We start from the raw sequence: 24,888 nt of genomic DNA, 5'->3' as shown, positions 1-24,888 counted from the left end.
CCTTTATGCCTCACCGGACCTTGAAACCTTCAGTTGTATAATGGAGGCAGTCAGGGTTATGGCAAATATCAATACCCCTGTGGTAGCCGCCATGCCCATATCGTCATGGAGGAACGCATTCTGATAGAGAAACAGACCCAGTACCTGGGAATTGTTTCCAGGGCCTCCGCTGGTGGTTGAATAGACCTCGGTAAATAATTTAAATGCGCCGATGATGGTAATAATGGAGCACACCAGAAGCTGTTCCTTGGCAAGGGGAAGGGAGATACTTAAAGCCCTTCTCACCGGCCCGGCTCCATCAATGAGGGCCGCCTCCAAGTAGTCCACAGGCACATTTTGGAAAGCCACCACCATGAGCAGAGTGATATAGCCGGTAAACTGCCACTGGCTCATGGCTATGATGCAGAAGATAGCCAGCCTTTTATCTCCCAGCCAGACCTGTTGGAACTGGGAAAGTCCTGCATTTTTTAAGAAGGTGTTTAAAAGACCTACCTGAGGGGAATAAACGAAATTAAACATCAGCCCTACTGCTGTCAGGGAAATCAGGGATGGTATAAAATAGACATTTCTATAAAACCCGCTTGCCCTGCCGGTGAGCCTGCTCTCCAGCAAAAGGGCCAGAACCGTTCCAAAGCCCACCTGAACAACCAGGGATATGACGCAGTAATACACGTTGTTTCGCATCATGATGGGAAATACTTCATTGGTAAACAAACGCCTGAAATTATCCAGTCCAACAAACTTCATGGTGGCTGAGTAGGAGGACAGCCGGAAAAAGCTGTATATGCAGTTGACTATGATAGGAATGTATACAAAGCCCAGAACCATGAGGAGCCCCGGCAATACATACAGGTATGGCACGAATTTCTTTCTTTTCATCGGGATCCCATCCTTTTTCGTGAACAGGGAGCGTCATACGCTCCCTGTTAAGCTGACATTCATGTATAAAGCTAATGGACCAGTGACTGAGCTTCCTTTGCCGTTGCCTGAACCTTTTTCATGGCTTCCGCCGGAGTCACGTCTCCATTGGTGACATCGGAAATAGCGGTCAGATACGTATCGCATACGGTTGAATACAGGGAGCTGTCAAACCATGGCCCCATTTCCTTTGCAGAAGAAATGGCCTTATATGCGTCCACGAGAGACGGGTCCTTAAGGCCTGCATCAACACCCTTGGAAGCGTTGAACCAGCCTACCTCTTCCGCTTGGGCGGCTCCCACTTCCGGTCCAAGGAACCATTTTAAGAATTCAACGGATTCCTCCGGGTATTTGGTCCTGGAAGAGACAACAAAGCCTTCCGGGGAACCGGTGAGAAGATCGGGATTTCCTGGGCCTTCCACAACCGGGAAGTTAAACATTCCCCAATTCAAGTCCCCGTTTTCCTGCTTCACGTTGGTAATCTCCACCAGCTCCGCATACAGCATGGCCGTCTGTCCCTGGGTAAATCCAAGCCTTGCCATATCATGAGTCTGTCCGTTGACGCCGGGATTCATGTAAGGCACAAGCTGCTGGTAATATTCCAGGGCCTTCTCATAACCGGGATCAGTAAATTCCCCTGTCTTTGGATTGTAATCCTTTGCTCTTACATCGTCTGCCACAAGCAGTTGGTTTAATGTGCCCACATAGTGGCAGGCAGGCCACTGATCCTGGTTTCCTTCTGCAATGGGTGTGATCCCGGCCCCTTTCAGCTTATCGCACAGAGCTATGAATTCATCCCAGGTCTTTGGGATCTGAAGACCTTCTTTTTCAAAAATATCCTTATTATAGAAAAACAGCTTGCCATCCAGACGGAAGGGAACGCCGTAAATCATCCCGTCATCAGTGGTATATTCCACCATCTGGGTTGGCAGAAGGGAGTCCTTCCATGCCGTATCCTTTTCCATGTAGGTTGTCAGATCCAGGATCAGGTTTTCACGGATAAAGCGCTGGGAGAACTCACCGCCCCAACTGAAAAAAATGTCAGGACATTCATCAGAGCCTACCACCACTTTGATCTTTTCCTTATACGGCTGATTCTGGGCACTGGTGATCTGGATATCAATATCCGGATGGGCTGCTTCATATTCTCCTACCTTTTTCTCAATAAACGAGTTGCAGGGATCATCAGGAAACCGGTGGAACAACTTGATGACCTTCTTGTCTCCTGCTGGGGCTGCTGCTGTATCCCCGGAAGCGGACTGGGAGGATTCGGCGGAGGCTTTGGAAGAAGGGGATTGCTCACTGGTATTGCCGCTGCAGGCGGTCATGGACATTGCCATGATGCAGGATAAGCCTGCAAACATAGCTTTTTTTAAGCTTTTTTTCATAATTGACTCTCCTTTCTTGTATCCGGTAAAATAGTTGCTACGGTTATGTGTTGTATGCATACATTATATTACAACTTGAATACATTATATTATGATATACTATATTTTGCAATAGCTTTTTTTATTTTATTGTCTGTTTTATCCCAAGGTTTAAGCATATCCCTATTTTTCATAGTAAAAATGACGAACATTTAAGAAAATAAAGTTTTATTTTCTTAAACTCTTCGTCATTTAAGCAGTTAATTTCTTTTATTAAGTTCATTTGGCCCGTTCACGTAAAGATAGTCAGCTTGTACCGCTCCGGATTGATGATCAGCTTGCTGTAATGGATGACCTGGCCTTCCTCATCCATCACCTGATCTTTATGCAATAAGAGGACCTGGCCTTCCTTCACCCTTAAGTATCCTGCTTCCTCTTTGGTTGCATAGCATATTTCCACAGTCTTTACCGCATGGGAGGGCACGGTATCATGACGGCGCAGAACAGAATACACGGAGCCTGTCAGATCTTCCCCCATGAGATAGGAATACCTAGACGGAAAATACCCTTCTTCCAGCATGACCGGTTCCTTATCACTTTTGCGGATCCGGATGATCTTTAAAACACGGTCTTTTTCATCTATCTGAAGATATTGGCTGATGGAAACTGAGGCCGATGTCCACTCCAGGGAAACCATCTCCGTAGACGCGGTCTTTCCGTCATTTTCGCACATCTCCGTAAAGCTTAAAAGCTTATTCATGACCCGGTTCAGCTTCTTTGCAGCAACAAAGGTGCCGATCCCCTGGTGCTTTGTCACATATCCCTCGTCAGCTAGTATCTCAATGGCCTTTCTGACCGTGATCCTGCTGACATCATAGGTCTGGCTGAATTCCTGCTCCGTCATAAGCTTGTCATTTTCCTTTAATCTGCCTTCCAGAATCTGCTGCTTAATATCATCTGCAAGCTGCTGGTACAAAGGGGTGATTGAATTCTTATTCATGTTTCTCCTTTCTGAACTCTCTCATTAATTTGTATCATACATCTTATAATATCACGCCCATCTAAAAAGGACAATTATATTTCTCCCGAAACTTCGCCTCCCCTATATAAATTCGGAATATTTCCCTGGAGCAGCATATAATATTAATTAAATCACATGCCTTTCGGGGGATTTATATGAATAATACCAATACAGGCAAGAGAGGAAGCATCAGCAAGGTCGGAAGCATTCTGCGCATGGATAATGCCCTTGTAGAAGATATATATACTCCCAATAGCAGGACCGGTTATATCGTGGTTTCTTACGCCTCCCCCGGCCAGAAAGAAATGGTCTTTATTGAGCTCCTCCAATTAAACGTAGGCTGGGACACAATCTTAATAAATCAATTCGGCGACCCTATCACCCTATGCAACATCAGAAAGGGGATGTGGGTCAATGCCGAGTTCTCCTCTGCCATGACGAAAAGCATTCCCCCTCAATCAAAGGCATACCGGATCGTTGCACTCATGCAGAGACCCCTGTTTCGCATTACAACGGACCAAATTGCTTCTTTGGATGTTGAACACGGTTTCCTCTATACCGGCAATCCCGATGATGTGTCAGACCAGATGAGATTTGTAGTCTCCCAGGCTACGGAAATCCTGGATAAGAACGGCAATGCCATTCCATTAAGCGCCCTGCAGCCAGGGCAGACCGTAAGGATCGAGCATGCCAACTTCCAGACCGCCAGCATTCCGCCCCAGTCCACTGCTTACCGCATTAAACTGACTTAATATTACTATCATAAGGACGCTTCCATCCCTCCACACAGGCAGGCACGGTTGCGTCCTCCGTTTTTGGCCTCATACAGGGCTAAATCTGCCTGAGCGATCATATTCTCCAGGGAATGAACGTTTCCGGCAGGAGAATGAGCCATCCCAATGCTGACGGTCATGGGAATGGTGCACTCATGGCAGGAGATTCTTTTGTTTTCAATGTTTGCACGGAGTTTTTCCACCTTGTCAGACATTTGGCCGACAGAGACGTTATCCAGCAGGACCACGATCTCTTCACCGCCGTAGCGGCCCACAATGTCCTCCTTGGTGAAATGGTTTTTCACCATGACGGCAATGGTCTCCAGAACAATATCCCCGGAAGGGTGACCGTAAGTATCGTTTACCATTTTAAAACGGTCAAGGTCAATCATCAGCAGAGCATAGGAGCGGCTTTTGGCTTCATCGGCCTCCAGCATAAAACCGGCCAGATCAAAAAAGGTGGCACGGTTGTAAATATGGAGCAAAGGATCAAAGGTCGCCTTGCCATACAAATGTTTCAACTGTGTTTCTTTTTCCGTGATGTCGTGGAAGACGATACAGATCCCGCTGTCCTTGCTGCTTTGCCTGATGTGGGTCTGGGTCACCTCGTAAAACCGCATCTCCCGGTTTATCTGAAGGCACAATTCGCTCTCGCTCTCAAACCGATCTACCTTCTCCATGGGATCACCGGGGATCAGGGTGTTCAGTTCAGGGAAGAGTTCCTTGGCCGCCTGGTTTGCATCCAGATAACTGTAATCCTTGCCGCAGACTATGAATGCATCAGCCATGGACTCAATTACCTGGGCCCGTGCCAGGGGCACTACATTAAGCAGGTTTTGATTTCTGACAGAGTAAAGGAGCAGGACCAGAGAAAGAAAAACTGCAAAGGGGACTAAATCAGGCCGAAGGTGATCATAGGTAAGGGCGTGATAAATATTAACAAACAGGGGGATCAGGATTGATACCAGCAGACAAATGCTCTGACGCATTTGCAGCCTGCTGCCTTTCCTTAAGTGCCAAAGAATACGCCGGATATTCAGAAAAATCAGAAAAAAGTTATAAGCATTGGCCACATAGCTCATAGGTCCCGGATGCCCCTGGCAATTGGCAAAATATCCATTGAAAAAATATTCAATATCCGTATAATGCAGCCGCACCAGGGGAAATGCCTGTGCAGTGAACATATTTAACATAGGAAGTGCCAAAAGAAGGCAGTACCTTCTGGCGCTGAAACGTTTTTCTCCATAAACATCCCGCACGAAAAGATAGTGAAAGACTACAAGCAGCGGCGTTCCCATTTTCTGTACCCGGATCCCCATAAAGGAGGCTTCCAGGGTGGTAGAAATGATCTCCAGCAGGTAGCCGGCTAAGTACAGAAAGGTGCAGATGGAAGTAAAAATCAAAAAAAATGACCGGTCGGAGCTATGGTTTGCAACAGCATATACCATCAGCACCACGGAAGCCATGGTTGCAGCAAGCATGAACCAAACAAATATATTCAACATTGATTTCAAAACCTCCCTTTACAAGGTTTGGATACTGTCCTGATCTTTTGTCAGTATTTTCAGACGCATTTTCGTACTAATACATGTTCACTTTGTGAGCATAGTATAGGCTATTGATAGAGTAAAATCAATAGAAAATGACCACCTTTCCAATGTTTTAAGGGAAGGCAGACGGAAACATGCCGGGAAGACAATGAAAAAGGCAGATACAGGCCAATAAAAACCTGCCTGCTCTGCCTTAAAATATGGTCCGGTCTCTTACCTATTCAACATCAAATCCTCTTCCTATAATGCTGTTGCTTCTGCTTGCACATATAAAGCTGTCATCTTTAAACGCTTTTACAAATTCCCTGATTGCAATCAGTTCCTGCTGATTCACTACGGATTGAACCAGCATCTTTTTCTTAACATTGGAAGTGTCCATGCCCTGTATAAAAGTGGCCCCTCGATTCAGATCCTTGCGGATAAACTGGGTTATCTCCAGATACTGGTCCGACATGATGTTCACCGTATAATACTTTTCAAGCCCCATGATCACTTTATCCGTTACAATGCTCTGTACGTACGTATAGATCAGGGAGTAAATGATGATGGTCATATTTCCGTAAACGATGGAAGAACATATGACCACCGTATTGATGATCAGGTAAAACGTCCCAATGGACAGACCCCTTTTTTCTTTTAAGTACAACGCAACAATGGCTTCCGGGCCATTGGCAACCCTCTGCTTCATAACAAGGCCCCCGGCGATTCCGCCTGCAACACCGCCGCTGACGGCCGCTGCAATGGAATCTGTATGTACGGGAGGGAGATACCGGGTCACGATCCCCACATAAAAGGTAAAGATAAAGTAACTGAATGCGGCATAAAAAATCTGATCCCTGCCGTATCCCAAAAATGCCCATAAGAAAACAGGCAGCGCCATTATAATCAGGAGCATCTGAACATTTGCCCCTGTCATCCGGTTAATAACCGTTGCAAGGCCTCCAAAGCCGGCAGCTACCAGATTATTTGCATTGAGTATCTGGCAATAGGTCCATGCTGAGATGAACTGTCCCACCGCTATCCAAAATAGCCGTTTCTTCATTGCTGGTCTCCTCATTAAAGTAGGTATATTCGTTATGACTTCACTGGATAGCTTTTGCTATTGCAGGCTCATTCTTTATAATCGCCTCTTTTTTCCACTACCTGATAACCAATGGAAGCGACGCGGTTTCTCAGACAGACATTGCACTCTGCCGCTTCCTCTCCGGTACAGATCTTGTTGTCATACAGTTCGTATTTTTTCCGGACGCCAATGGGGGATAAATTGGGCATCAGCACATTGGCCCCTGATAAGATCCCTTTCTCCCTTCCCTTAGGGTCAAGAGTCCCCAATGCCGTTGTGGAGGGCAGCAGTGCATTGGGCAGCATCAGCCTTATAATCCCTATGAGAAACAGGGTGAGATCAACGCTTCCTGCCGGGAAGGAGGCAAAGGGAGTATCCTTATGAGGAATAAATGGCCCTATGCCAACCATCTGGGGAGACAGCTCTTTGATAAACTCCAGGTCCTCAGCCAGACACTGTGGGGTCTGGTAAGGGGAGCCTACCATAAAACCGGTGCCAACCTGATAACCGATCTTCTTTAAATTCCTTAAGCATTCCTTCCGGTTATCCAGAGAAAGGGAATCTGGATGAAGAAGGGAATAATGTTCCTCATCAGCCGTTTCATGGCGGAGGAGAAAACGGTTTGCTCCTGCTTCATAATATTTCAAATACTGGTCATAGGTTTTTTCTCCTATGGAAAGGGTGATGGCACAATCCGGATACTCCTCCCGGATGGTTTTTACGATATCCACAACCACCTCATCGGTAAATGCAGGGTCTTCTCCTCCCTGAAGCACAAAAGTCCGAAAGCCTAATCCATACCCGGATTCACAGCAGGAGAGGATCTCCTCTTTGCTTAGGCGGTACCGGCTTGCATTTTTATTGCTTCTTCTTATACCGCAGTAATAGCAGTCGTTTTTACAGTAATTGGTAAATTCGATCAGTCCCCTGATATAAACTTCTTTTTCAAAATGATCCTGGCTGTAGGTACGGGCCAGGGAGAATAAATATTCGCTGGCCTCTTTATCATAATTTTCCAGCAGATCAATGAACTCGTCCTTTTCCAGGTTATGAGTTTCATACAGTTTATCAATCAAATGCTTCATATGTTTTGCTCCTTGCTCTGCAGCTTCCGCCGCTGCCTGGTTTTTTCCATTCCTTACCCCAGATTCTCCACAAGCTGTATTCTCATGCCATTGGGATCTTTTATGAAGGCAAATCTCGTTTGAGGATTTGGCTGTACCGGTTCTCCTAAAGCAGCCACGCCTTTTTCCCTTGCCAGGGAAAGGGTCTGATCAAGAGACTCCACTTCAAATCCCCAACTGATATCGTCTCCCACATGGATCTCCCTGTCTCCGCCGCATATGAATTCGATCTGTGTTTCCCCGTCACCTAAAAATGCAATTTCAGTACCAGGACCTGCAGGAAATCTTCTGACCACTTTCAGGCCTATGATCTCCTCATAAAATTTAATTGATTCTTCTAAATTCTTAACGTTTAAAGTGCTCCAGCAAAACTTCATAAAAACTCCTCCTGTTTTAACCATTTTTCAATATTTTATCTCAGCCCTAATGAAAGGATATGTGTACTTAATCATATCAGAATGACATGTTTATTCTATCATCTTCTTTATAATAGTTAAAGACAATTTTATAACAATTTTTCCCATTCCATTCCAACCTTCACAGAAGTAGCCAAAAGTATGATTTTATCAAAAAAAGTCCCAATTACATAAGATTTATAATACTATAACCCATTATAATATAAAATATAGAGTCCAAGAAACCTTTTATGAAACGAATTCTTTTAGCAGGAGGAAACCCTTATGAACTACGAAAGCAGCAAAGTCAGCAACAGCAATAACTTTCATTGGGAAGAAAGCGCTTTCCACGTATATGGAGAGGGAGATCGTGAAGTAATCGCCCTGATGGCCAACCGTTTTATCGGGCAAAACCCCCAGGCGCCCTATCAGTACCGGCTGGATTTTACCTCCGGCATCACATGTGATACAAAAGGATGGTATCAATTCGACTTTGGCAGCCGTTTTTCCCAGGCGGACGTTGGAGAGGTCTGCTGTGGGGCGGGAGATTTATACAGCCACAGCCAAACCCTTTCCCAGTTTCAGATTCAATGCTGCGGTCCAACCGTTTGCTGGGTAAACGGAGAAAAAGTATTCCACTCCGCCCCGCCTCAGGAAAGCTTTAAATCGTGCTGTACATTTTCCATTCCCCTTCAGACAGGCCTTAACCACTTTCTTTTGGAAACAGAAAAAACAGAACTGGGTTTCGGCCTCCTACTCCGCCATGCACAGCCCCAATGGCAGCCCTCTCATTTTACGGCGCCTTTGGCGGAACGAAAAGGACAGGCAGGCTTTATCTACAGCCCTCCTGCCAGCCGGGAATCAGTGGATGCCTCCGCCCTTATCAGCGGTTCTTATGAAGGGCTTTCATGGTTTCCAGGGCAACAGTATGAGGAGCCTGTTTCCTCCTGCCCCTTATCCCGGGTCTTCGGCCCGGACAGCCAGGGAACCGCTGCTGCCAAAAGCAGCTTCTTTCATGGAGATTCCGGCAAAATCCTGATAAAGGGAAGGTCAAGCCAGCCCCTTAAGATCTATATTAACGGGGTTCTATCCCTGGAATGGGTGGAGGGAGCCTTTGAAAAGGAAGTATCCCTGCCCATAGGAAGACATCAGGTCATCCTGCTCTGTGAAAAGAAGGCAGGAAAAGAAACAGGGCTTGTCATTGAATTTCAGGATGGCAGCGGCCTGTGGCATCAGATTCTGGACGATCCTTCCACTTATGAAGAATCTTCCTCCACCTCCATGTTCATCTGTGCTCTCTCCAGAGGGATCCGGCTGGGGATCTTAAACCCAGGGCTGCGCAGGGAAAGCATTTCAGCCATTCACCGGGCATGGAAAGGGATGAAGCAACGGGTGATCAGCCGAAGGGGCGATCTTTACGGGGTATGCCAGGGCTCCGGCTGTTCCTTCAGCCGCTCCTATTATCAGCAGCTTGGGTGGCGTTTTAATGACCCCCATGGAATCGGAATCGCCATTTTAGCGGGAGTGGAAAAGCTCATGCTGGATGAATTCCTTCAGCAGGGCTAAATCTCCCGGGAAAGAATAAGGGAAGAAATTGCCCCAGGCAAGGAGAGCTGACAGAAACAGGCTGCAAAGCTTCATACCCTTTCAGCTCTGGGTACCTCCTGATTTTAGCTGCTGTGTCTGAATGATCCCTGTACGAACCGTAATCGGTTAAAAAACACGGATGGCATTACGAACCTTTTTGGCTTCATACAGAGCACGGTCGGCATGAATAAAAAGCCTTACCGTATCAACCTGTTCTGATATTGACGCCAGCCCAAAGCTGGCCGTCAGCATCAGCTTTGGATAGTCTTCAAAAAGCAGGTGGTTCACTCTGAACTGAATCCTCCCGCATATGGACTCTGCCTCTTCCATGCTCTTATCACAGAACAATAAGCAGAACTCATCCCCTCCGTAACGAAAGGGTGTCATATCCGAACGAAATTCTTTCAGGATCTTTGCAAATTCTATTAAGCAGCGGTCTCCCACATGATGTCCCCAGGTGTCGTTAATATTTTTAAATCTGTCAATATCTACAATTGCGAGAATATAACTCCGGTCCGATGCCGTGTCTTCCACATATTTCATTTCATCCCGGAACGCTTTCCGGTTGTATATTCCGGTCATTTCATCCATATGGACACTTTGCTGCAGAAGCTGCCGTTCTATTTCCTTTTCTATGCCTGCACTGTTTTTTCTCCGCTCAAACCGGATCACCACCATACAGGCAATGGAAAAAGCGATCAATACGAAAAGAGAAATCAGAAAATCCCCCATCCGGTGGGTGCTTTTAAAAATACTGACCTTATCCGCATCCCATTCCATAAACAGCTCAGAAATAATGATGGAAGCAATGCTGGCCAGCGCCGTAATACTTGTTACACGATAGTCCGCATAAATCGCCGTCAGCATGATGGCAATTGCAAAAATATAGTAAGTTGCCGTGAAGGTGCTGTGTACCGTAAAAAGAACAAATCCCATCCCCACGAAAATTAGGGAAACGGAATAAACTTTATGGTTCTGTGAAAAACGCTTTGATTTCATGATCAGTGTTTCCACCGCAATACAAATGAAATTAACGGCACTTGGTACAATCAAAAATTTTATATAATATCTGTGAACCGTTGTTGAGAGCATATCGGAATTGACCAGGATCATTCCCATTACAATCTCCACCAAAAGAGAAAAAACAACCAGGATAACGGAGGTTTTATAATGCAGCAAAAGCCAGCTTTCATCAATTTTTGCATATTCATCCTGTACTGCCCTGATATACATGTCATCTAAATTTTCTTCATCTATATGATATTTAAAACCTTCAAACCTCACGTTTTCACCTCCAGGTACCATATATGATAGTAAATCAAAACAACCCTTAAATAAACCTTAATATGAAATCCATTGTCCTGCCCTTTTTATATAAGTTTATTTTCTTTTTTATTAATATACGATGGAGGAGCACGCCACAGTCTGGAATCTGCTACCCTCTCCTTTAAATTTATATCTGATTTCTGCTGAACGGTCAAATAGATTTATGAAATTTCTTATGGAGGTTCTTCCGGATCACTTATTGTTATGAGCCGCAAAAAAAGCAGTCATCTTCAGACATAACCAGTAATCATCTGTTTATACAAAATCGGCTGCATCCAGGTTAAACCACGCCGGAAATGCAGCCGATAAATAAATCACCATGAAAAGCCGGGCAGTTTAACCAATCTGCGACCTTTTCACTTTTCAGTATTTAGCTTAAATTTTTCCACCTCAAGGCGCAGCGTGGCAGCCTGCTCCACGGAAGCCTGATCGATTTTTACAATGCTCTCGTTTACCTTCACAGCATTTTCTCTGATACTGTGAAGTACCTGTGCAGCCTGTATCCTTATCCAGCCGGAACCTTCCGGTTTCCCTCTGCCATGGGGCAGCCTGTTGAACCATATCCCCTTTTCTTTCGGTTTCAGAATATGATCCATCATGGTTCTGGTTCAATCGTAAGAGTGGATACATTTACATACCTTACATATTAAGTATATTTTACTTCCGTATTTCTCCGCATTCCTTTTACAGATTTATTTCCTGCGGTCAATCAGGACAAGATCCATAAACTCAGAAGCGGTAATTCTCACCGGCATCCGGTTGGTTTTCCTGAAAATCAGATAATTCCCATCAGTGTGCACACTTTGGAATAATTCTTTATCCTTGAGCATTCCAAAACGTACGGTGTCCAGTCTGGGACGAAAGTCAAAATGAATGGTGGTTCCGGTCTCCATGATCACCTTTAACTGATAATCAGGCTGGGCCTCCACGCTTTTGAAATATCCCTCATGGGCCTGATTTTTTTCAGCCTTTACTTTATAAAATAAATCCTTCTTTTTCATACTCTGCTCTGTAGTATTTTTCTCTTTTTCCTCCATAACCTCCATGATTTCCATTATCTCTTTTAACTTCTCCATGTCCACAGGCTCTGTCCTATAGGCTCCCCCTTCATGGAGAGGCGCCGCCTTCAGGATCTTTGTATCTGCAAGTTCTGCTGCCAGGATGACCTTTACCTGATGTTCCTTAGGGACATTGTACTGCTTTTCCATGTTCCTGACTGCCTTTATGATTTCTATTCCATCTTCCACTGGCAGCCCGGCTCCCAGAAAGATCAGATGATACGGTTTCCCTTTGTTTTGTGCCATAAGAAAAGCATCCAGCGTTTCCAAACAATTCTCAGCCAAACCGGTGGTTCCATACCTCTCAAAAAATCTTTCAAAGAAATCCTTGCTGGCCGGATGGTTTTCCACAATCAATATTTTCATGTTCCATGCCTCCTTATAACGAACCGTAAATCCATCAAAGGGAAAGGGGCCTTTACGGCTTGATGAGGTTAAATCCTGCCCCCACTCTTTAGCCGGAATCTGCTCACCTGATCTTTGAGCATTTCTGCCTGACCTGCCAGCTCTTCACTGGCAGCCGCACTTTCCTCAGAGGTTGCAGAGTTGGTCTGGATTACCTGGGATACCTGCATCACTCCAAGGTTGATCTGGGCGATGCCTTCCGCCTGGTTGTTGGAAGCAATGGCAATGTCTCCGATCAGGCTGGCCACCTTTTCCACATCCTCCACAATTTTAATCAGTGCACCTGCCGTTTCCTTTGCGATCCTGGTACCGCCTTCCACCTTTTTAATGGAATTCCCGATCATATCCGTGGTTTCCTTTGCCGCATCGGCCGAGCGGACCGCCAGACTTCTCACTTCATCGGCAACCACCGCAAAGCCCTTTCCGTACTCTCCTGCCCGTGCTGCCTCCACCGCTGCATTGAGAGCCAGTATATTGGTCTGGAACGCGATTTCATCAATGACCTTGATGATCCTTGAGATATTGGCGGAAGAATCATTGATCTCCTCCATTGCCTGAAGCATCCCTCTCATTTGCTCATTTCCGTGTTCCGCATTCCGTTTTGCAGCATCCGCCAGTTCATTGGCCTGACCTGCAAATCCGGCGCTTTGCCTGGTCTGGGCCGCAATTTCTTCAATGGAAGCCGTAAGCTGTTCCACAGAGCTGGCCTGCTCCGTTGCTCCCTGGGAAAGGGAAATGCTGGAGCCGGAAACCTGGTTGGAACCGGAAGCCACCTGATCCGCAGCCGTCCTGACATCTCCCAATACCTCATTAAAAGACTGGATGATCTGGTTTAAGGAGGTCTTAATGGCTGTGTAATCCCCTCTGTAATCACCTTTAATTTCAACAGCAAGATTTCCCTTTGACATTTCCGTCAGAATGCGGGATATTTCCTGAATGATATTCCGAACCGTCTCAATGGCTGTGGCAGATGCCATTGCAAGCTGCCCGATCTCCGTATTGTCGGCCGCCACGCTGACAGACTGTGACAGATCCCCCTCTGCAGCCGTTATCATATCGTCTTTTAACTTAATGATCGGCTTGATGATCTTAACATGGGAAAGCAGCAGGCTTATACCGTTGAAAACAGCCGTAAACACCATCAGCAGGATCATGACAATGATATAAGTCTGAGTCTTACTGACTGCCTGATTCATCTCACCGGAAGCCCTGGCATTCATTGTTTCCTGAAATTTGGATATAGGAGCCATGATAACCCTCTTATCGCTGTCGTATTGGGCATCAAACATGAGATGTCTGGCTTCCTCAAAATCACCCTTTTCCACGGCCTTCATGGCTTTATCTTCCGTCTCCACCAGAGTATCGGAGGATTTCTTTGCTTCAGCTAGGAGATCCAACTCATTCTGAGGGGCTCCCAGCTCATTCAGCCGTTCTACCACCTTATCTCTGGTCTTTGTTTCATTTACCTCTCTCCAGTAATTATCATAGTGTACCTTATCCCCGAATTGTACGTATGCCCTGGCTTCATTCGTTAAATAATCGGATGCATTGGCAAGGTCAATGCCTAATTGCTTAAACTCTGCTTTTCTTTCCTCAGCAGCCCTCATCCCCAAAAAAGAGCTCATGACCTGGATGGCTAAGATCACCAGGATCACCGACAGAAAAATCGCTGAACCTCCCAATAAAAAATTTAAAGTGGATTGTTTGATTCCTTTTTTCTCCATGACTTCATTTCCTCCTCAGTTGTTATTGTTCTCTCCGAAACCACTTTTCCACACTTTTTGCATCCCCTGGCTTTGCAAAATAATACCCCTGGATATAATCACAGCCCATATCCTTGAGAATCTGCCTTTGCTCAGCCGTTTCCACTCCTTCAGACACCACTTTCAGGCTCAGGCCATGAGCCAGTTCCGTGATGCTTTTTATTACCTGGTGCTCCGTTTCACTTTCAAGTGCCCTTCCTAAAAATGATTTGTCAATTTTTAATATGTCGATGGGAAGGACTGTCAAATAGTTAAGGGAGGAATACCCTGTACCAAAATCATCCAAGGCGATGCTGACGCCAAGGGATCTTAGCTTTTTAAGAATTTCAATGTTATTCTGGGAAAATTCCAAAAGAACGCTTTCCGTGATTTCAAGTTCCAGTTGATTTACCGGGAACTGGGTCTCATTGAGAACATCTTTTACCAGATCATAAAAATTCTCATTTCGCAACTGATGTACAGAGATATTTACGGACAGCTTTCCAAATTTAAAACCGCTGTCAATCCAGGCTTTTCCTTGCATACACGCATTTTTTAATATCCAGTTGCCCAGGGGAATGATCAGTCCCGTATATTCGGCCACCGCTATGAACTCAAAAGGCGAAATCATGCCTAATTCTTCCGAGTGAAGCCTTGCCAGGGCCTCCACTCCTCTTATTCTATTCTTAAATAAATCCTGCTGGGGCTGATAGTAAATGAGAAGCTCGTCCTTTGCCAGGGCTTCTCTGACACATGCCTCCACATTGGATTTTCTGATAATTTCATCATGCAGTTGTGTGCCATAGATGCAATACTGGTTTTTTCCGCTTTCCTTGGCCTTGTTAAGAGCCGTATCCGCATTGCGAAGCACATCATTTGCCGTCTGTCCGGCTTCCATGCAATGGACAACGCCTATGCTGACGGACAAATAAACGGACTTTTCCATCAGTACAAAAGGAGCTCCAAAGATACTGAGGATGTTCTGGCAGAGGTTTTCCACCCCTTTTATATTCTCCTGATCCCTGATAAGTATTAAAAACTCATCTCCGCCGAATCTTGCCACCATATTTTCCTGGCCCAGGATCTGTGACAGCCGGTCGCCCACCTGCTTAAGCAGTTGGTCACAGAAATCAAGCCCAAGGAGGTCATTGTGTATCTTGAAGTTATCCAGGTCGATCATCAGTATGGAATCCCTGCACAAGGTGTCTTCTATGGCGCCCAGGGTGTCCTCAAGAGTGCTCATAAACTGCATCTTGTTGGGCAGGCCTGTCAGCGTATCATAAAATGCCATGTATTCGATCTTCGATTCTTTCTGCTTCCGCTCCTCAATATTGGACACTGCCCCTGCCACCTTGCCGGGAAGGCCTTCCCCGTCAAAATAGACCTTTCCCCTGTTTAAGACCCAGGTATAGGTGCCGTCCTTGTTCCTGATACGGTATTCCCGGTGAAACTCCCGGGTCTCTCCCTTTAAACAGGAGTCAAAGGCAGCACGTACCGCCTGATAATCCTCCTGATGAATGGTCTCTTTCTGCAAGACCCCGCTAAGCCCATGGCCTTCCAGGGCATTTCCCATGATATCGATCCATTTATCGGAAGTAATGATCTCATCGGTAATAAGGTTCCACTCCCAAAGCGCGTCATTGGCACTGTCAAGGGCCAGGGTGTAGCTTTCTTTCAGCCTTTCCAGTTCTTTGTGCAGGCTGGCAAGATGCTGGAGGTTTTCATCTTTTTTGAACAGCCCCATCTGCATATACATAAGGATCCCCATTAAAAACAGGACCAGCAGCGAGATGAAACCGATAAGCGCTCCGTTGGCATTGACGCTGCTCTCTTCCTTTGAAAGCTTCATGGTCCAGTAAGTATCCATGACCGGGACCTGGATAATAAAGGAATCCCTGTCCTTCCAGGGGGAATCTCCCCAGATTAACCCTCCGTTCTTATTGTAAATGCTGATGTGATAGGAATTAGGCAACGCCTCTTTGATCACCTTGTCCATGTATGTATTAAAGTTAAATACCACAACAAAAAATCCGTTAAACTCACTGTCTTTATAAAGGGGATACCGTATCACCAGCCCCAGCAGATTATTGGTGTCCTTGAGGATAACGGGATCATTGGCCGTTGTCGTCCTGTTTTTAATGGCACTTTCAAGGGCTTCCTCCACCTCAGGACGCCCCTTAGTGGATACGCCCAGGGTGTAAGCAAAAACATCAGGATACACCATATCCGTGACCGTATCCTTATCTTTGTGCTGGATATAGAGAATGTCCGGGTTTTCCTCCATGTATTTGGCTGCCAGAATATCAAATTTGCCCTTATCAATATGATCATCAATCTCATAATTATAAGCCAGGGAGGTTAATACACCTTCCGTTATGGCAATGTGCTGCTGCAAAGAATAGGACACGGATTGCCCGATGCTTGAAAGAAGATAATTGTTTTCTGACTGCCGGGAACGCAGAAGAACAAAAATAATCGTCACGAAAATCATAAGCATAATCACCGTCTGCACGGCTATATATCTGGTATATTTATTTTTCATCGCAGCCACCTCGGCACTGGTTTATCTTTCCGTAACCAGGCATTTAATTGATTGTCTTTAACCGATTATATACACCTGAATCAGTGAATCATATTGCCCCTATGGAGCGTATGTGATTTTCCATGAATGAAAAAGTAATCTGCTATATCCAGAATACAGCAGATTACTTTTTTTCTCATACTCCATTATGTAGTATATTTAAGTTTTTTATCAGAATTTCTTTGTATCCAGCTCTGTTTTCGAATGAATATCAAGTTTACTGTATACACTCCTAAGTATTGTTCTGACAGTTGCCTCAGATATATACAATTTATCGGCAATTTCCCTTGCACTTAAACGGTCCCTTGCAAGCTGGGCGATCTCCCTTTCCCTTGGGGTCAGGGGCGTTTTATCTGAAATAACAGCCTTTCTGATGATCTTCATCCCCCTTTCATAACGTTTGCCAAGTTCAATTACGGCATTGATGCCATCTTTGTCCGAAACAGAGCTCTTTAACATTTTATAAAGAGGGATCAGCCCATCAGCATCCTGGACAAGGGGAAGATAAACCTTGTCCGGCAGCGCTGCCGCAAGGGCCTGTTTTAAATATTCCTGGGCTTTTAAATCATCTCCATTATTATATTTAGCTATGGCAAGAAATTTTAAATAATATACCTGGGGCAGCATATACTTAATGTTTCCCCCTGGGTTTTTTGAAGTATCCAGGATGAGCTGTGAAATACCATAAAGCTCATGATACCTCTTTTCCATGAGCAGAAGCTTTAAGTAAATGATCTGGGCATGGGGGACCACAGGTGCATAAAGCATCTTTTTAATGCTTTCCATGTCATAAAGCCATGGAGCAACGTAATCCTTGATGCCCAGTTCAATGCTTATAACCGACATGCAGCATTCCACCATGTGCAGTACATAAAGACTGGTACTTTCCTTGGTATAGCTCTGGATATTTCTTATTGATTTAAAATAACTCTCCACATCACCCCGAAGGATGGCAATACGGGCCAAAACAAGTTCTCCGCAGATGCAGATACCGGCCTGCCGGTTGCCGCGGGCTTCATAGAGGGCTTTATGGCACTGAATTTCAGCCTCATCGTCTTCCCCCCTCATGAGCATTGCCTCTGCCTGTATCACATGAAAGGCTCCGGCACCATACCCCTGGAACAGCCTGCGGTATAAGGGTCTGCCTTCCTCCATTTCCATCAGCACATGTTCCAGTTTCCCGGATTCACGCCAGAACATGCCTAAAACAGTTGGGGAAGCAAACAGCCACGGAGTTCCTTCTTTGATCACCTCCGTAGGCTGTCCCAAAATTTTCCATGCCCTTTTTTTCCCCTCCTTCATCCTGGAAATATCATTAAATTCTCCAATGGCCTCCAAAAGCTCATATTCTCCATAGATTCTCCGGATCTCATCGGGGCTGAAATCTCTTTTGACGTGAACCGCCTTGTTAATCAGGCAGCATAGCTTTCGGTAAGCCTCCCACTGCCCGTTCAGCAATGTATAGTATCCAAATATGATCAAGGTAAAGGGATGGCGGCACAATATTTTTTCCGGGCATTCATAAACGATCCTGACAAGGAATTCTGACTGGTATTTTTCTCTCTGTTTATCTAAATATTCAAGGCTGAAGGGCAGGGACAAAATAGCGTTAAAATCCCTGATCCTGTAAAAAAACTCGGAAGCCGGATAGTACTGGGACACGGCTGCACAGGAGATTCCGGCTTTCCATAATATCCGCTTCTGGTGATGCTCCGGCATCTGATTATAGAAGCGGTTGCGAAGATAGTCCTGCAAAATACTGTGCATGCTGTACCGGTACTTATCTGGCAAATATCTTATGAAGTCGTTATTCTTAAGACGCTCATCAATCTTTTCAGGCAGACTCTCCTGATTCAGCATAATAGCCGCCTGCCGCGCCGTAAAACTGTCCAGAATCGAAACCGACAGAAAAAAATCTTTTTCTTCCGGCGTAAGGTTGTTCCAGATCGCCCTTTCCACCAGTTGTTCAATGTCGGCGGCAGGATCAAAGGAACCGGTTTCTATAAAATTTATCATATGCAGACGAATGGCGGATACCCAGCCCTCGGTGCTCATGAATATTTTTTCCAGTTCATCATCGGCAAGGCGGATGCCTTCCATGTGAAACAGGCTGGCCGTACCTTCCCGGTCAAAGAAAAACGACGATGCATCAAAGGTATAAATATTATTATTGTGAATGGAAACCTGCTGATTAACCTCTAATTGCTGAGTGATGAATATCATATGCAGCTTCGGATTTCCATGCATGGAAAATACACTTATGAGCTCATGGGGAATATCACAGTTTACAAGCTGGTAGTTATCAACCACTAAATATGTTTCTGTCTGACACTTAATATCCCGAAGATGAGCCGTCATGTAGAACAGCGTATCCATGGTAGGCATCTGCATGTTCTTTAAATCATCGGCTACCTTAACATTTACATTGGAGAACAGCTCACAGATTCCCAGCCACGCCATGGTGGCGGACTCCCCCAGGCAGGTGTACCAATATTCACAGGCTCCATGAGAAATTTTTTCTTTCAAATACTCCCGGACAGCCGTGGTCTTTCCAAAGCCGGATGGCGCCTCCACAATAGTCAATGGGTGGCGGGATATCTGATCAAGCTGCCTTTTAAGCTTTTCCGAAAAATAGTACTTATTCTGTTGGCTGAACTTTTTTTGCATCTATTTCCCTCTATTCTGGTGGGGGAGAATATGAATTTCTGCCTGAAATACTGATGCAGAGCTTTATTTCTCTGATGATTTTCTTCGCATCGCCTTCGGCTCTAACCCCATCCGTTGAAACTGCTTTTAACACCCCATTATTTCCAGCTTCTTTCCCTGATAAATATCCGGTCATAATATCCTGATTTCCTATAATTTACCACAAAAATCGACATATTTCAACAAATAGTGACATGCCAAACTTTGAAATGTATATCCTCTGTTATTTCTATGGCTCACCCCCTGTTTTCATTTATTAAAATGATAACAGAGGCCGTGTTTTCCGGTAATGATCCCCCCGGCAAACACGGCCTCCTGATGTGTGATTCAACTTATTCTCTTTTTACACGATCCGGCTTTGGGAAAATGCAGTGATCTGCATTGTTAAAATATCATCATACTTTTCTCTTGCCGCCAAAAGCCGTCTTTTTAAGAACATGATTCAGTGCAGGCAATAGGGCGCCTGCCTTTGGTCATGGTCAATTTTTCCGGTTTTCAAATATCCCTCCATGATAGCAATAATAACGATCCCCGTTTAAGGATATGAGCTTTTCAAGGGAATCTTTGGCCCTGTTCAAATCCAGGGTAAACTGTGGATTTGCGATGACCAGTTGATTGCCATGGATAACTGCGGCGTCTCCCGTAATAACGGAATTGCTCTCCTTAAAATATAAGGAAATATGTCCCGGCATGTGGCCAGGAGTTTCTAAAATCTCACAGCCGCCGGCCCAGTCAAAATGATCCCCGGCCTTGACCATTATATCCACAGGAACCGGCCTGACTCTCCTTAAGGATTCACAAAATTGGATCCCAAAGGGCTTTTGATCCTCCGGCAGCACATCAAGCATTTCTTCTGCCTGGAGTAAGCGCAGGGATTTTCTCTCACCGGAAATATACCCGCTTTCCAAGGAACCGGCCACAACCTTTACATCAGGATATTTTTCTTTGATTTCATATAAGGCTCCCATGTGATCATCGTCATGATGGGTGATCACTACTTTGGTTAAGGAACCGGGATGGACTCCCTTTGATTCCATTGCCTCCTCTAATAAAGGCAGGAAACCGGGATATCCGCAATCCACTAAAACAACATCACTGGCGCTTAACAATAAAACCGGATGGATCGTCCGGGTTTCATTTTCATATGGAAAGCTTATATTCAGCATTATAATCTCATTCATTTTACTTTACCTCACAAAATTATTTACGGACTGCCACTGCGGCAGGTCATTCAAATCCCCAGCCCGGGAATAATCCAATGGATTCCCAGGTTCCTCTGATATTTGCCCAGGCAATCCTCCAAAGCCGGCTCATATGTCCGTTGGCCTCCCGGAACCAATATGTTCTTTAAAAATAATTCAGCGCTATTGGTCATCCTTGTCTTTGCCCATTGCTGCCCCCTGATCAAGCTAATTATACAATTTTTACTCCTTATTTTAAAGCAGTTCTTATAATTGATAGAATGAATCTCCAAAGGCCATCCATGTACAGCGGCTTCATACTTTTTGCGCCTCTATATTTTTATGCTGAAGTTTGTTATAATTTATAAATCGAAATTTGTAAGGAGGTATAAAACGTGGAGGTTCGATTAGTATTGGCATATGACAGACAGCATGAGGTTTCCCAATTGTTTACCGAATATACGGATATGATTCTCAAACAAGGTGAGGATGTGAAACGCTGTCTTGAAGCACAAAATTATAGCAACGAAGTGCTGGATTTTGAAGAAAAGTACGGTTTCCCCAATGGCCGTCTATATCTTGCTTATTTGGGGGAGGATGCTGTGGGCTGCATTGCATTGAAGAAAACTGACGATGTTTATTGTGAAATAAAACGTCTGTATGTAAAGCCTGGCTACCGAGGAAAACATGTTGGGAAAATATTAATTGACCAAGTCATTAATGATGCTAAGTTAATAGGGTATAAGCATATGCGGCTGGACACCTTTCCCTTTATGGACAGCGCCGTTCAACTGTATCGGCGGTATGGGTTTTATGATATTGAACGTTATAATGATAATCCTGCCCTCACGGCATTATATATGCAACTGGATTTATAATGGATAAGCTTCATTCTAAAAAGTATATGGATTAAAAGCACGAAAAACTTCTCATGTTTTTAATCCATATAACTATTACGATGTTACATACTTAAATCAGAGAAATCAGTTAGAGAAGCCAATTTAAAAACTTCATACCCTCAGGGAGCCGCGAAATGCCCTGCTGCTGTAAAAGCTGGGCGCACTGTTATGATACAGGAAAACATGGCCGTAGCGGAAGTCGGCAAAAACGGCTCCCCCCAGTTTCCGGATATCAGAAGGAGTCTTCACCCAGCTTGATGTCTTCCGGTCGAAATTCCCAAGCTTTTGCAGCTCCCTATATTGTTCTTCCGTTAACAATGCAATGCCCATGGCGGCCGCCATGTCCATTGCATTGCCTTTCGGATGCACCCCTTTCCGTTCTCTCTCTTCCTGGCCTTCCCGGTCATAGCAAATGTTTCTGCGGCCTTTCGGGCTTTCTGCCGAACAGTCATAAAAAATGTATTCGCCCGCTGCCTCATCAAAGGCAACAACATCCGGTTCCCCGCCGGTCCTTTCCATCTCATTCAGTGACCAAAGCTTTTCGGCATTTCCCTGAAGCCTTGCCTGCAGGTTCTCCCATGCAAGGCCTTTGTGACGATTCCTGTTTTCCTCAAATCGTCTTTTCAGGACATTGAGCAGTTCTTCGTTTGACATGGATCCTTCCTCCTTGTTTTCAGGTTGGTTATCGTATGGCATGATAAGGGATGAAAATCCGGGAATTGGGACTGGCTTTGACTTTCCTTTCTTACGATTCCTTTCCCTTCAACAGGGGACTGGCCTCTCCCTGGCAGAATAAGCTGAGTCTGTGAAGCGCCCTTGTACACGCGATGTATAAAAGCTTTTTATCATCTTCACTGTGATAATTTTCTGCATCAGCATCGCATATTAAGACAGAATCGAACTCAAGCCCTTTTGACATATACACAGGTATTATGAATACACCTTGTAAATCTGCCGAACTCCCATTTTTTACCAATTGGATATCAACCTTGCCCTTTATACTCTCAAATAGGGAAAGGGCATTTTTTTCCGTTTTACAAAGCAGCCCTATGGACTGATACCCCATTTTAAGACAAGCCTTTACTTCAGAAATAATCTCATCATGAAATGACAACTGGTCCTTTGCCTCATACAGCCTGGGTTCATCTCCTTTTCGGTTGAAGCTCTTTATTTCCGAACGTTCCTCAAGGAACCTTAAACCATAATTTAAAATTTCATTTGTACACCGAAAGCTTTTGTCCATAGTGACAAGGGAGGACTTTTTCTTATGGAAGATTCTTCCGATTTCCTGGTATAGAGATAAATCTTCTCTTTTTTCAAGGGTCTGGTTAATGTCTCCCAGAATCGTAAATTTCGCTTTCGGAAACAGTAAATTGAATATTTCAAAATGCAGGGGATAATAGTCCTGGGCTTCATCAATGACTACCTGTTTTATGGTTTTGTATCCATTGACCCCGTTTATCTTTATATTCAAGTAAGTGAGGACGGCTGCATCGTCATAGTACAGCAGACAGGTATCCAGATTTTCCTGGGTGAAGGTCAGAATATCATCTATAGAGCCGGGAAGCTCCAGACCTTCTGCCAGGTTGTAAAAATATTCTTTATCATGAAACAGCTTTCTGTAAACATCCTTAAGGTCCAGTTTCATGAATTTTAGCATCTCTTCTTTTATCAGAACCTGTTCCGACTTTTTGATACGGTATTTCTTGGACTCGCTGATCAGCTCCAGAATATATTCCTCTATCAGCTTTAGCCTTATTCCCAAAGGAGTTTCGTTTCTTCCTGATAATATTTTCTCTTTCAGCGCTTCTTTCCTTATGATGCACTCACCGTCATAGAACACATCCTCAAAGTCCATCCAGTGATGGGGCAGATCATCAATCAACCGGTCCAGTATTTCCAGAAACTGGCGGGAGGTTTTGAATTCCACGGTGCTTTTTATTATATCCCTGTACAGGGAATTGGAGATCAAGTTTTCCAGAAATTGATTTCTTGACTGCACCTGTTCATTTACCAGGACAGAAGCAATAATATCTTCAAATACCATGGAAACCACATGATCCTCTCCCAGCTCAGGCAGCACGTTGGAAATGTATTGCTCAAAGAAAGAGTTAGGGGAAATAATCAATATATTATCGGCGGACAGCTTAGAGGACAAGCCCTGGTACATCAGGTACGCAGCCCTGTGAAGGGCAATGGAAGTTTTCCCGCTGCCTGCCACCCCCTGCACCATCATCAAATCATTCTCCATATCCCTTATTACAATATCCTGTTCCCTTTGAATGGTTTCAACGATGGTTTTCATTTTAGGAGAAGTGTTTTGGGACAGAAGCTTTCTTAAAAATTCATCCACGATCTGTACATCAGCATCGAAAAAATAATCCAGCTTTCCTTTGTTAATTTCATACTGGCGCTTTAAATTGACTTCTCCAGTTATCCTTCCGCCAGGTGCATCATAAAATACCTGCCCCAATACGAAACGGTAAAAGACACTTGCTATGGGCGATCTCCAGTCATACACATAGAATTGGTTTGTGCTGTCTTTCTTCAGGGAAGAACGCCCGATATAGATGTTTTCAAATGTATCCTCATCGTCAAACCGAAAATCAATCCGGGCAAAATAAGGAGATTGGATCATGCTCTCCAACAGCAGGATCTTGTTTTCCACCGCTTCATAATCTGCGATTTTATCTGTAATCGGATTGGCATACTGGTTCAATTCTGCAAGGGCCTCAAAGCCTTCGCTGCTCCAAAGGCTTGATATAGAGTGTGAAGTATTCTCCCGCAATTCCTGCTTGGCAGAAATAATGGCCGACTTATTTCCCTCGTTGCGCTCCCTTGCCTGATCAAGCTGTTCCTTTGCCAATGCTATGGTCTGTTCTAACCTGGTATTTTCAAATTCTAATTCTAACTGGCTATTTTCCATCACCAATACCACCTCTCTTTTAGAATCGGCAGAAAAGCTGTTTCCTAAACCGCCATTCAAAAAGTCTAGCACAACTGAAATCAGAAAAACAGTCTTGTTGTTGTTGATTCTGTGTGTTACAATTAAGGCAGAGGGAAAGGTGATTGCGCGGATGCACAATCACCTTTCCCTCTGCCTTATATCATATTCAATAGAAATCCGGCCCTGCTGCCCGGTTCCCATGCATTACTGGCAGACGGTTCCGGCCTATCTGGCCTGCCATACTC

The 24,888-nt window shown here is 44.8% G+C and carries 20 protein-coding genes; 3 read left to right on the top strand and 17 right to left on the bottom strand.

What is annotated here, in order from left to right:
* Positions 1-3: 3 nt before the first annotated feature.
* From ACYVD3_RS22590 to ACYVD3_RS22580, 3 genes are all read right to left on the bottom strand, one after another.
* A complete protein-coding gene (locus ACYVD3_RS22590; protein ID WP_460644757.1) occupies positions 4-879 on the bottom strand; it encodes a carbohydrate ABC transporter permease in 876 nt (291 codons plus the stop codon).
* Positions 880-950: 71 nt separating this feature from the next.
* Positions 951-2,306 carry an ABC transporter substrate-binding protein gene (locus tag ACYVD3_RS22585; RefSeq protein WP_460644756.1) on the bottom strand — a complete coding sequence of 452 codons (1,356 nt, stop codon included), beginning with the start codon at positions 2,304-2,306 and terminating at the stop codon, positions 951-953.
* Positions 2,307-2,577: 271 nt separating this feature from the next.
* Positions 2,578-3,285, bottom strand: coding sequence for a GntR family transcriptional regulator (locus ACYVD3_RS22580; RefSeq protein WP_460644755.1), 708 nt, complete (start codon positions 3,283-3,285; stop codon positions 2,578-2,580).
* Between the two features lie 176 nt (positions 3,286-3,461).
* Here ACYVD3_RS22580 and ACYVD3_RS22575 point away from each other — a divergent pair, with 176 nt between their 5' ends.
* The gene (locus tag ACYVD3_RS22575; RefSeq protein WP_460644754.1) at positions 3,462-4,058 is read left to right on the top strand and encodes a hypothetical protein; all 597 of its coding nucleotides are present in this window, start codon (positions 3,462-3,464) and stop codon (positions 4,056-4,058) included.
* Positions 4,059-4,066: 8 nt separating this feature from the next.
* Here ACYVD3_RS22575 and ACYVD3_RS22570 read toward each other — a convergent pair whose 3' ends face one another.
* From ACYVD3_RS22570 to ACYVD3_RS22555, 4 genes are all read right to left on the bottom strand, one after another.
* Positions 4,067-5,584 carry a histidine kinase N-terminal 7TM domain-containing diguanylate cyclase gene (locus tag ACYVD3_RS22570; RefSeq protein ID WP_460644753.1) on the bottom strand — a complete coding sequence of 506 codons (1,518 nt, stop codon included), beginning with the start codon at positions 5,582-5,584 and terminating at the stop codon, positions 4,067-4,069.
* A gap of 262 nt (positions 5,585-5,846) precedes the next feature.
* Entirely contained in the window at positions 5,847-6,671 is an 825-nt protein-coding gene (locus tag ACYVD3_RS22565) for a YitT family protein (RefSeq protein WP_460644752.1), read from the bottom strand.
* Positions 6,672-6,739: 68 nt separating this feature from the next.
* Complete coding sequence (gene hydE, locus ACYVD3_RS22560; protein ID WP_460644751.1) at positions 6,740-7,777, bottom strand: [FeFe] hydrogenase H-cluster radical SAM maturase HydE; 1,038 nt, start codon at positions 7,775-7,777, stop codon at positions 6,740-6,742.
* A gap of 53 nt (positions 7,778-7,830) precedes the next feature.
* Entirely contained in the window at positions 7,831-8,193 is a 363-nt protein-coding gene (locus ACYVD3_RS22555; protein WP_460644750.1) for a VOC family protein, read from the bottom strand.
* A 303-nt stretch (positions 8,194-8,496) separates the two neighbouring features.
* On the opposite strand from ACYVD3_RS22555, the gene ACYVD3_RS22550 reads away from it, so the two are divergent.
* Positions 8,497-9,777, top strand: coding sequence for a glycoside hydrolase family 88 protein (locus tag ACYVD3_RS22550; protein ID WP_460644749.1), 1,281 nt, complete (start codon positions 8,497-8,499; stop codon positions 9,775-9,777).
* A gap of 147 nt (positions 9,778-9,924) precedes the next feature.
* Here the strand turns inward: ACYVD3_RS22550 and ACYVD3_RS22545 are convergent, their stop codons facing one another.
* From ACYVD3_RS22545 to ACYVD3_RS22510, 8 genes are all read right to left on the bottom strand, one after another.
* The gene (locus ACYVD3_RS22545; RefSeq protein WP_460644748.1) at positions 9,925-11,082 is read right to left on the bottom strand and encodes a GGDEF domain-containing protein; all 1,158 of its coding nucleotides are present in this window, start codon (positions 11,080-11,082) and stop codon (positions 9,925-9,927) included.
* 398 nt (positions 11,083-11,480) lie between these two features.
* Positions 11,481-11,723 (bottom strand): hypothetical protein, encoded by a 243-nt coding sequence (locus ACYVD3_RS22540; protein WP_460644747.1) that lies wholly within the window; start codon positions 11,721-11,723, stop codon positions 11,481-11,483.
* 93 nt (positions 11,724-11,816) lie between these two features.
* The gene (locus ACYVD3_RS22535; RefSeq protein WP_460644746.1) at positions 11,817-12,548 is read right to left on the bottom strand and encodes a hypothetical protein; all 732 of its coding nucleotides are present in this window, start codon (positions 12,546-12,548) and stop codon (positions 11,817-11,819) included.
* A 68-nt stretch (positions 12,549-12,616) separates the two neighbouring features.
* A complete protein-coding gene (locus ACYVD3_RS22530; protein ID WP_460644745.1) occupies positions 12,617-14,311 on the bottom strand; it encodes a methyl-accepting chemotaxis protein in 1,695 nt (564 codons plus the stop codon).
* Between the two features lie 22 nt (positions 14,312-14,333).
* Positions 14,334-16,871 carry a bifunctional diguanylate cyclase/phosphodiesterase gene (locus tag ACYVD3_RS22525; protein ID WP_460644744.1) on the bottom strand — a complete coding sequence of 846 codons (2,538 nt, stop codon included), beginning with the start codon at positions 16,869-16,871 and terminating at the stop codon, positions 14,334-14,336.
* 210 nt (positions 16,872-17,081) lie between these two features.
* Positions 17,082-19,577, bottom strand: coding sequence for a helix-turn-helix transcriptional regulator (locus tag ACYVD3_RS22520; RefSeq protein WP_460644743.1), 2,496 nt, complete (start codon positions 19,575-19,577; stop codon positions 17,082-17,084).
* A gap of 10 nt (positions 19,578-19,587) precedes the next feature.
* Entirely contained in the window at positions 19,588-19,752 is a 165-nt protein-coding gene (locus ACYVD3_RS22515) for a hypothetical protein (protein WP_460644742.1), read from the bottom strand.
* A 343-nt stretch (positions 19,753-20,095) separates the two neighbouring features.
* On the bottom strand, positions 20,096-20,797 hold the full coding sequence (locus ACYVD3_RS22510; protein WP_460644741.1) for an MBL fold metallo-hydrolase: 702 nt from the start codon (positions 20,795-20,797) through the stop codon (positions 20,096-20,098).
* Between the two features lie 413 nt (positions 20,798-21,210).
* On the opposite strand from ACYVD3_RS22510, the gene ACYVD3_RS22505 reads away from it, so the two are divergent.
* A complete protein-coding gene (locus ACYVD3_RS22505) occupies positions 21,211-21,675 on the top strand; it encodes a GNAT family N-acetyltransferase (protein ID WP_460644740.1) in 465 nt (154 codons plus the stop codon).
* A 132-nt stretch (positions 21,676-21,807) separates the two neighbouring features.
* Here ACYVD3_RS22505 and ACYVD3_RS22500 read toward each other — a convergent pair whose 3' ends face one another.
* Both ACYVD3_RS22500 and ACYVD3_RS22495 read right to left on the bottom strand, forming a co-directional pair.
* Entirely contained in the window at positions 21,808-22,350 is a 543-nt protein-coding gene (locus ACYVD3_RS22500; RefSeq protein ID WP_460644739.1) for a DUF4256 domain-containing protein, read from the bottom strand.
* A gap of 91 nt (positions 22,351-22,441) precedes the next feature.
* Positions 22,442-24,622 carry a HelD family protein gene (locus ACYVD3_RS22495; RefSeq protein WP_460644738.1) on the bottom strand — a complete coding sequence of 727 codons (2,181 nt, stop codon included), beginning with the start codon at positions 24,620-24,622 and terminating at the stop codon, positions 22,442-22,444.
* Between the last annotated feature and the right edge of the window lie 266 nt (positions 24,623-24,888).

It is taken from the genome of Lacrimispora brassicae (assembly GCF_054772055.1).
The sequence above is the reverse complement of the archived record's forward strand: the minus strand, read 5'-3'. Positions and strand labels throughout refer to the sequence as shown.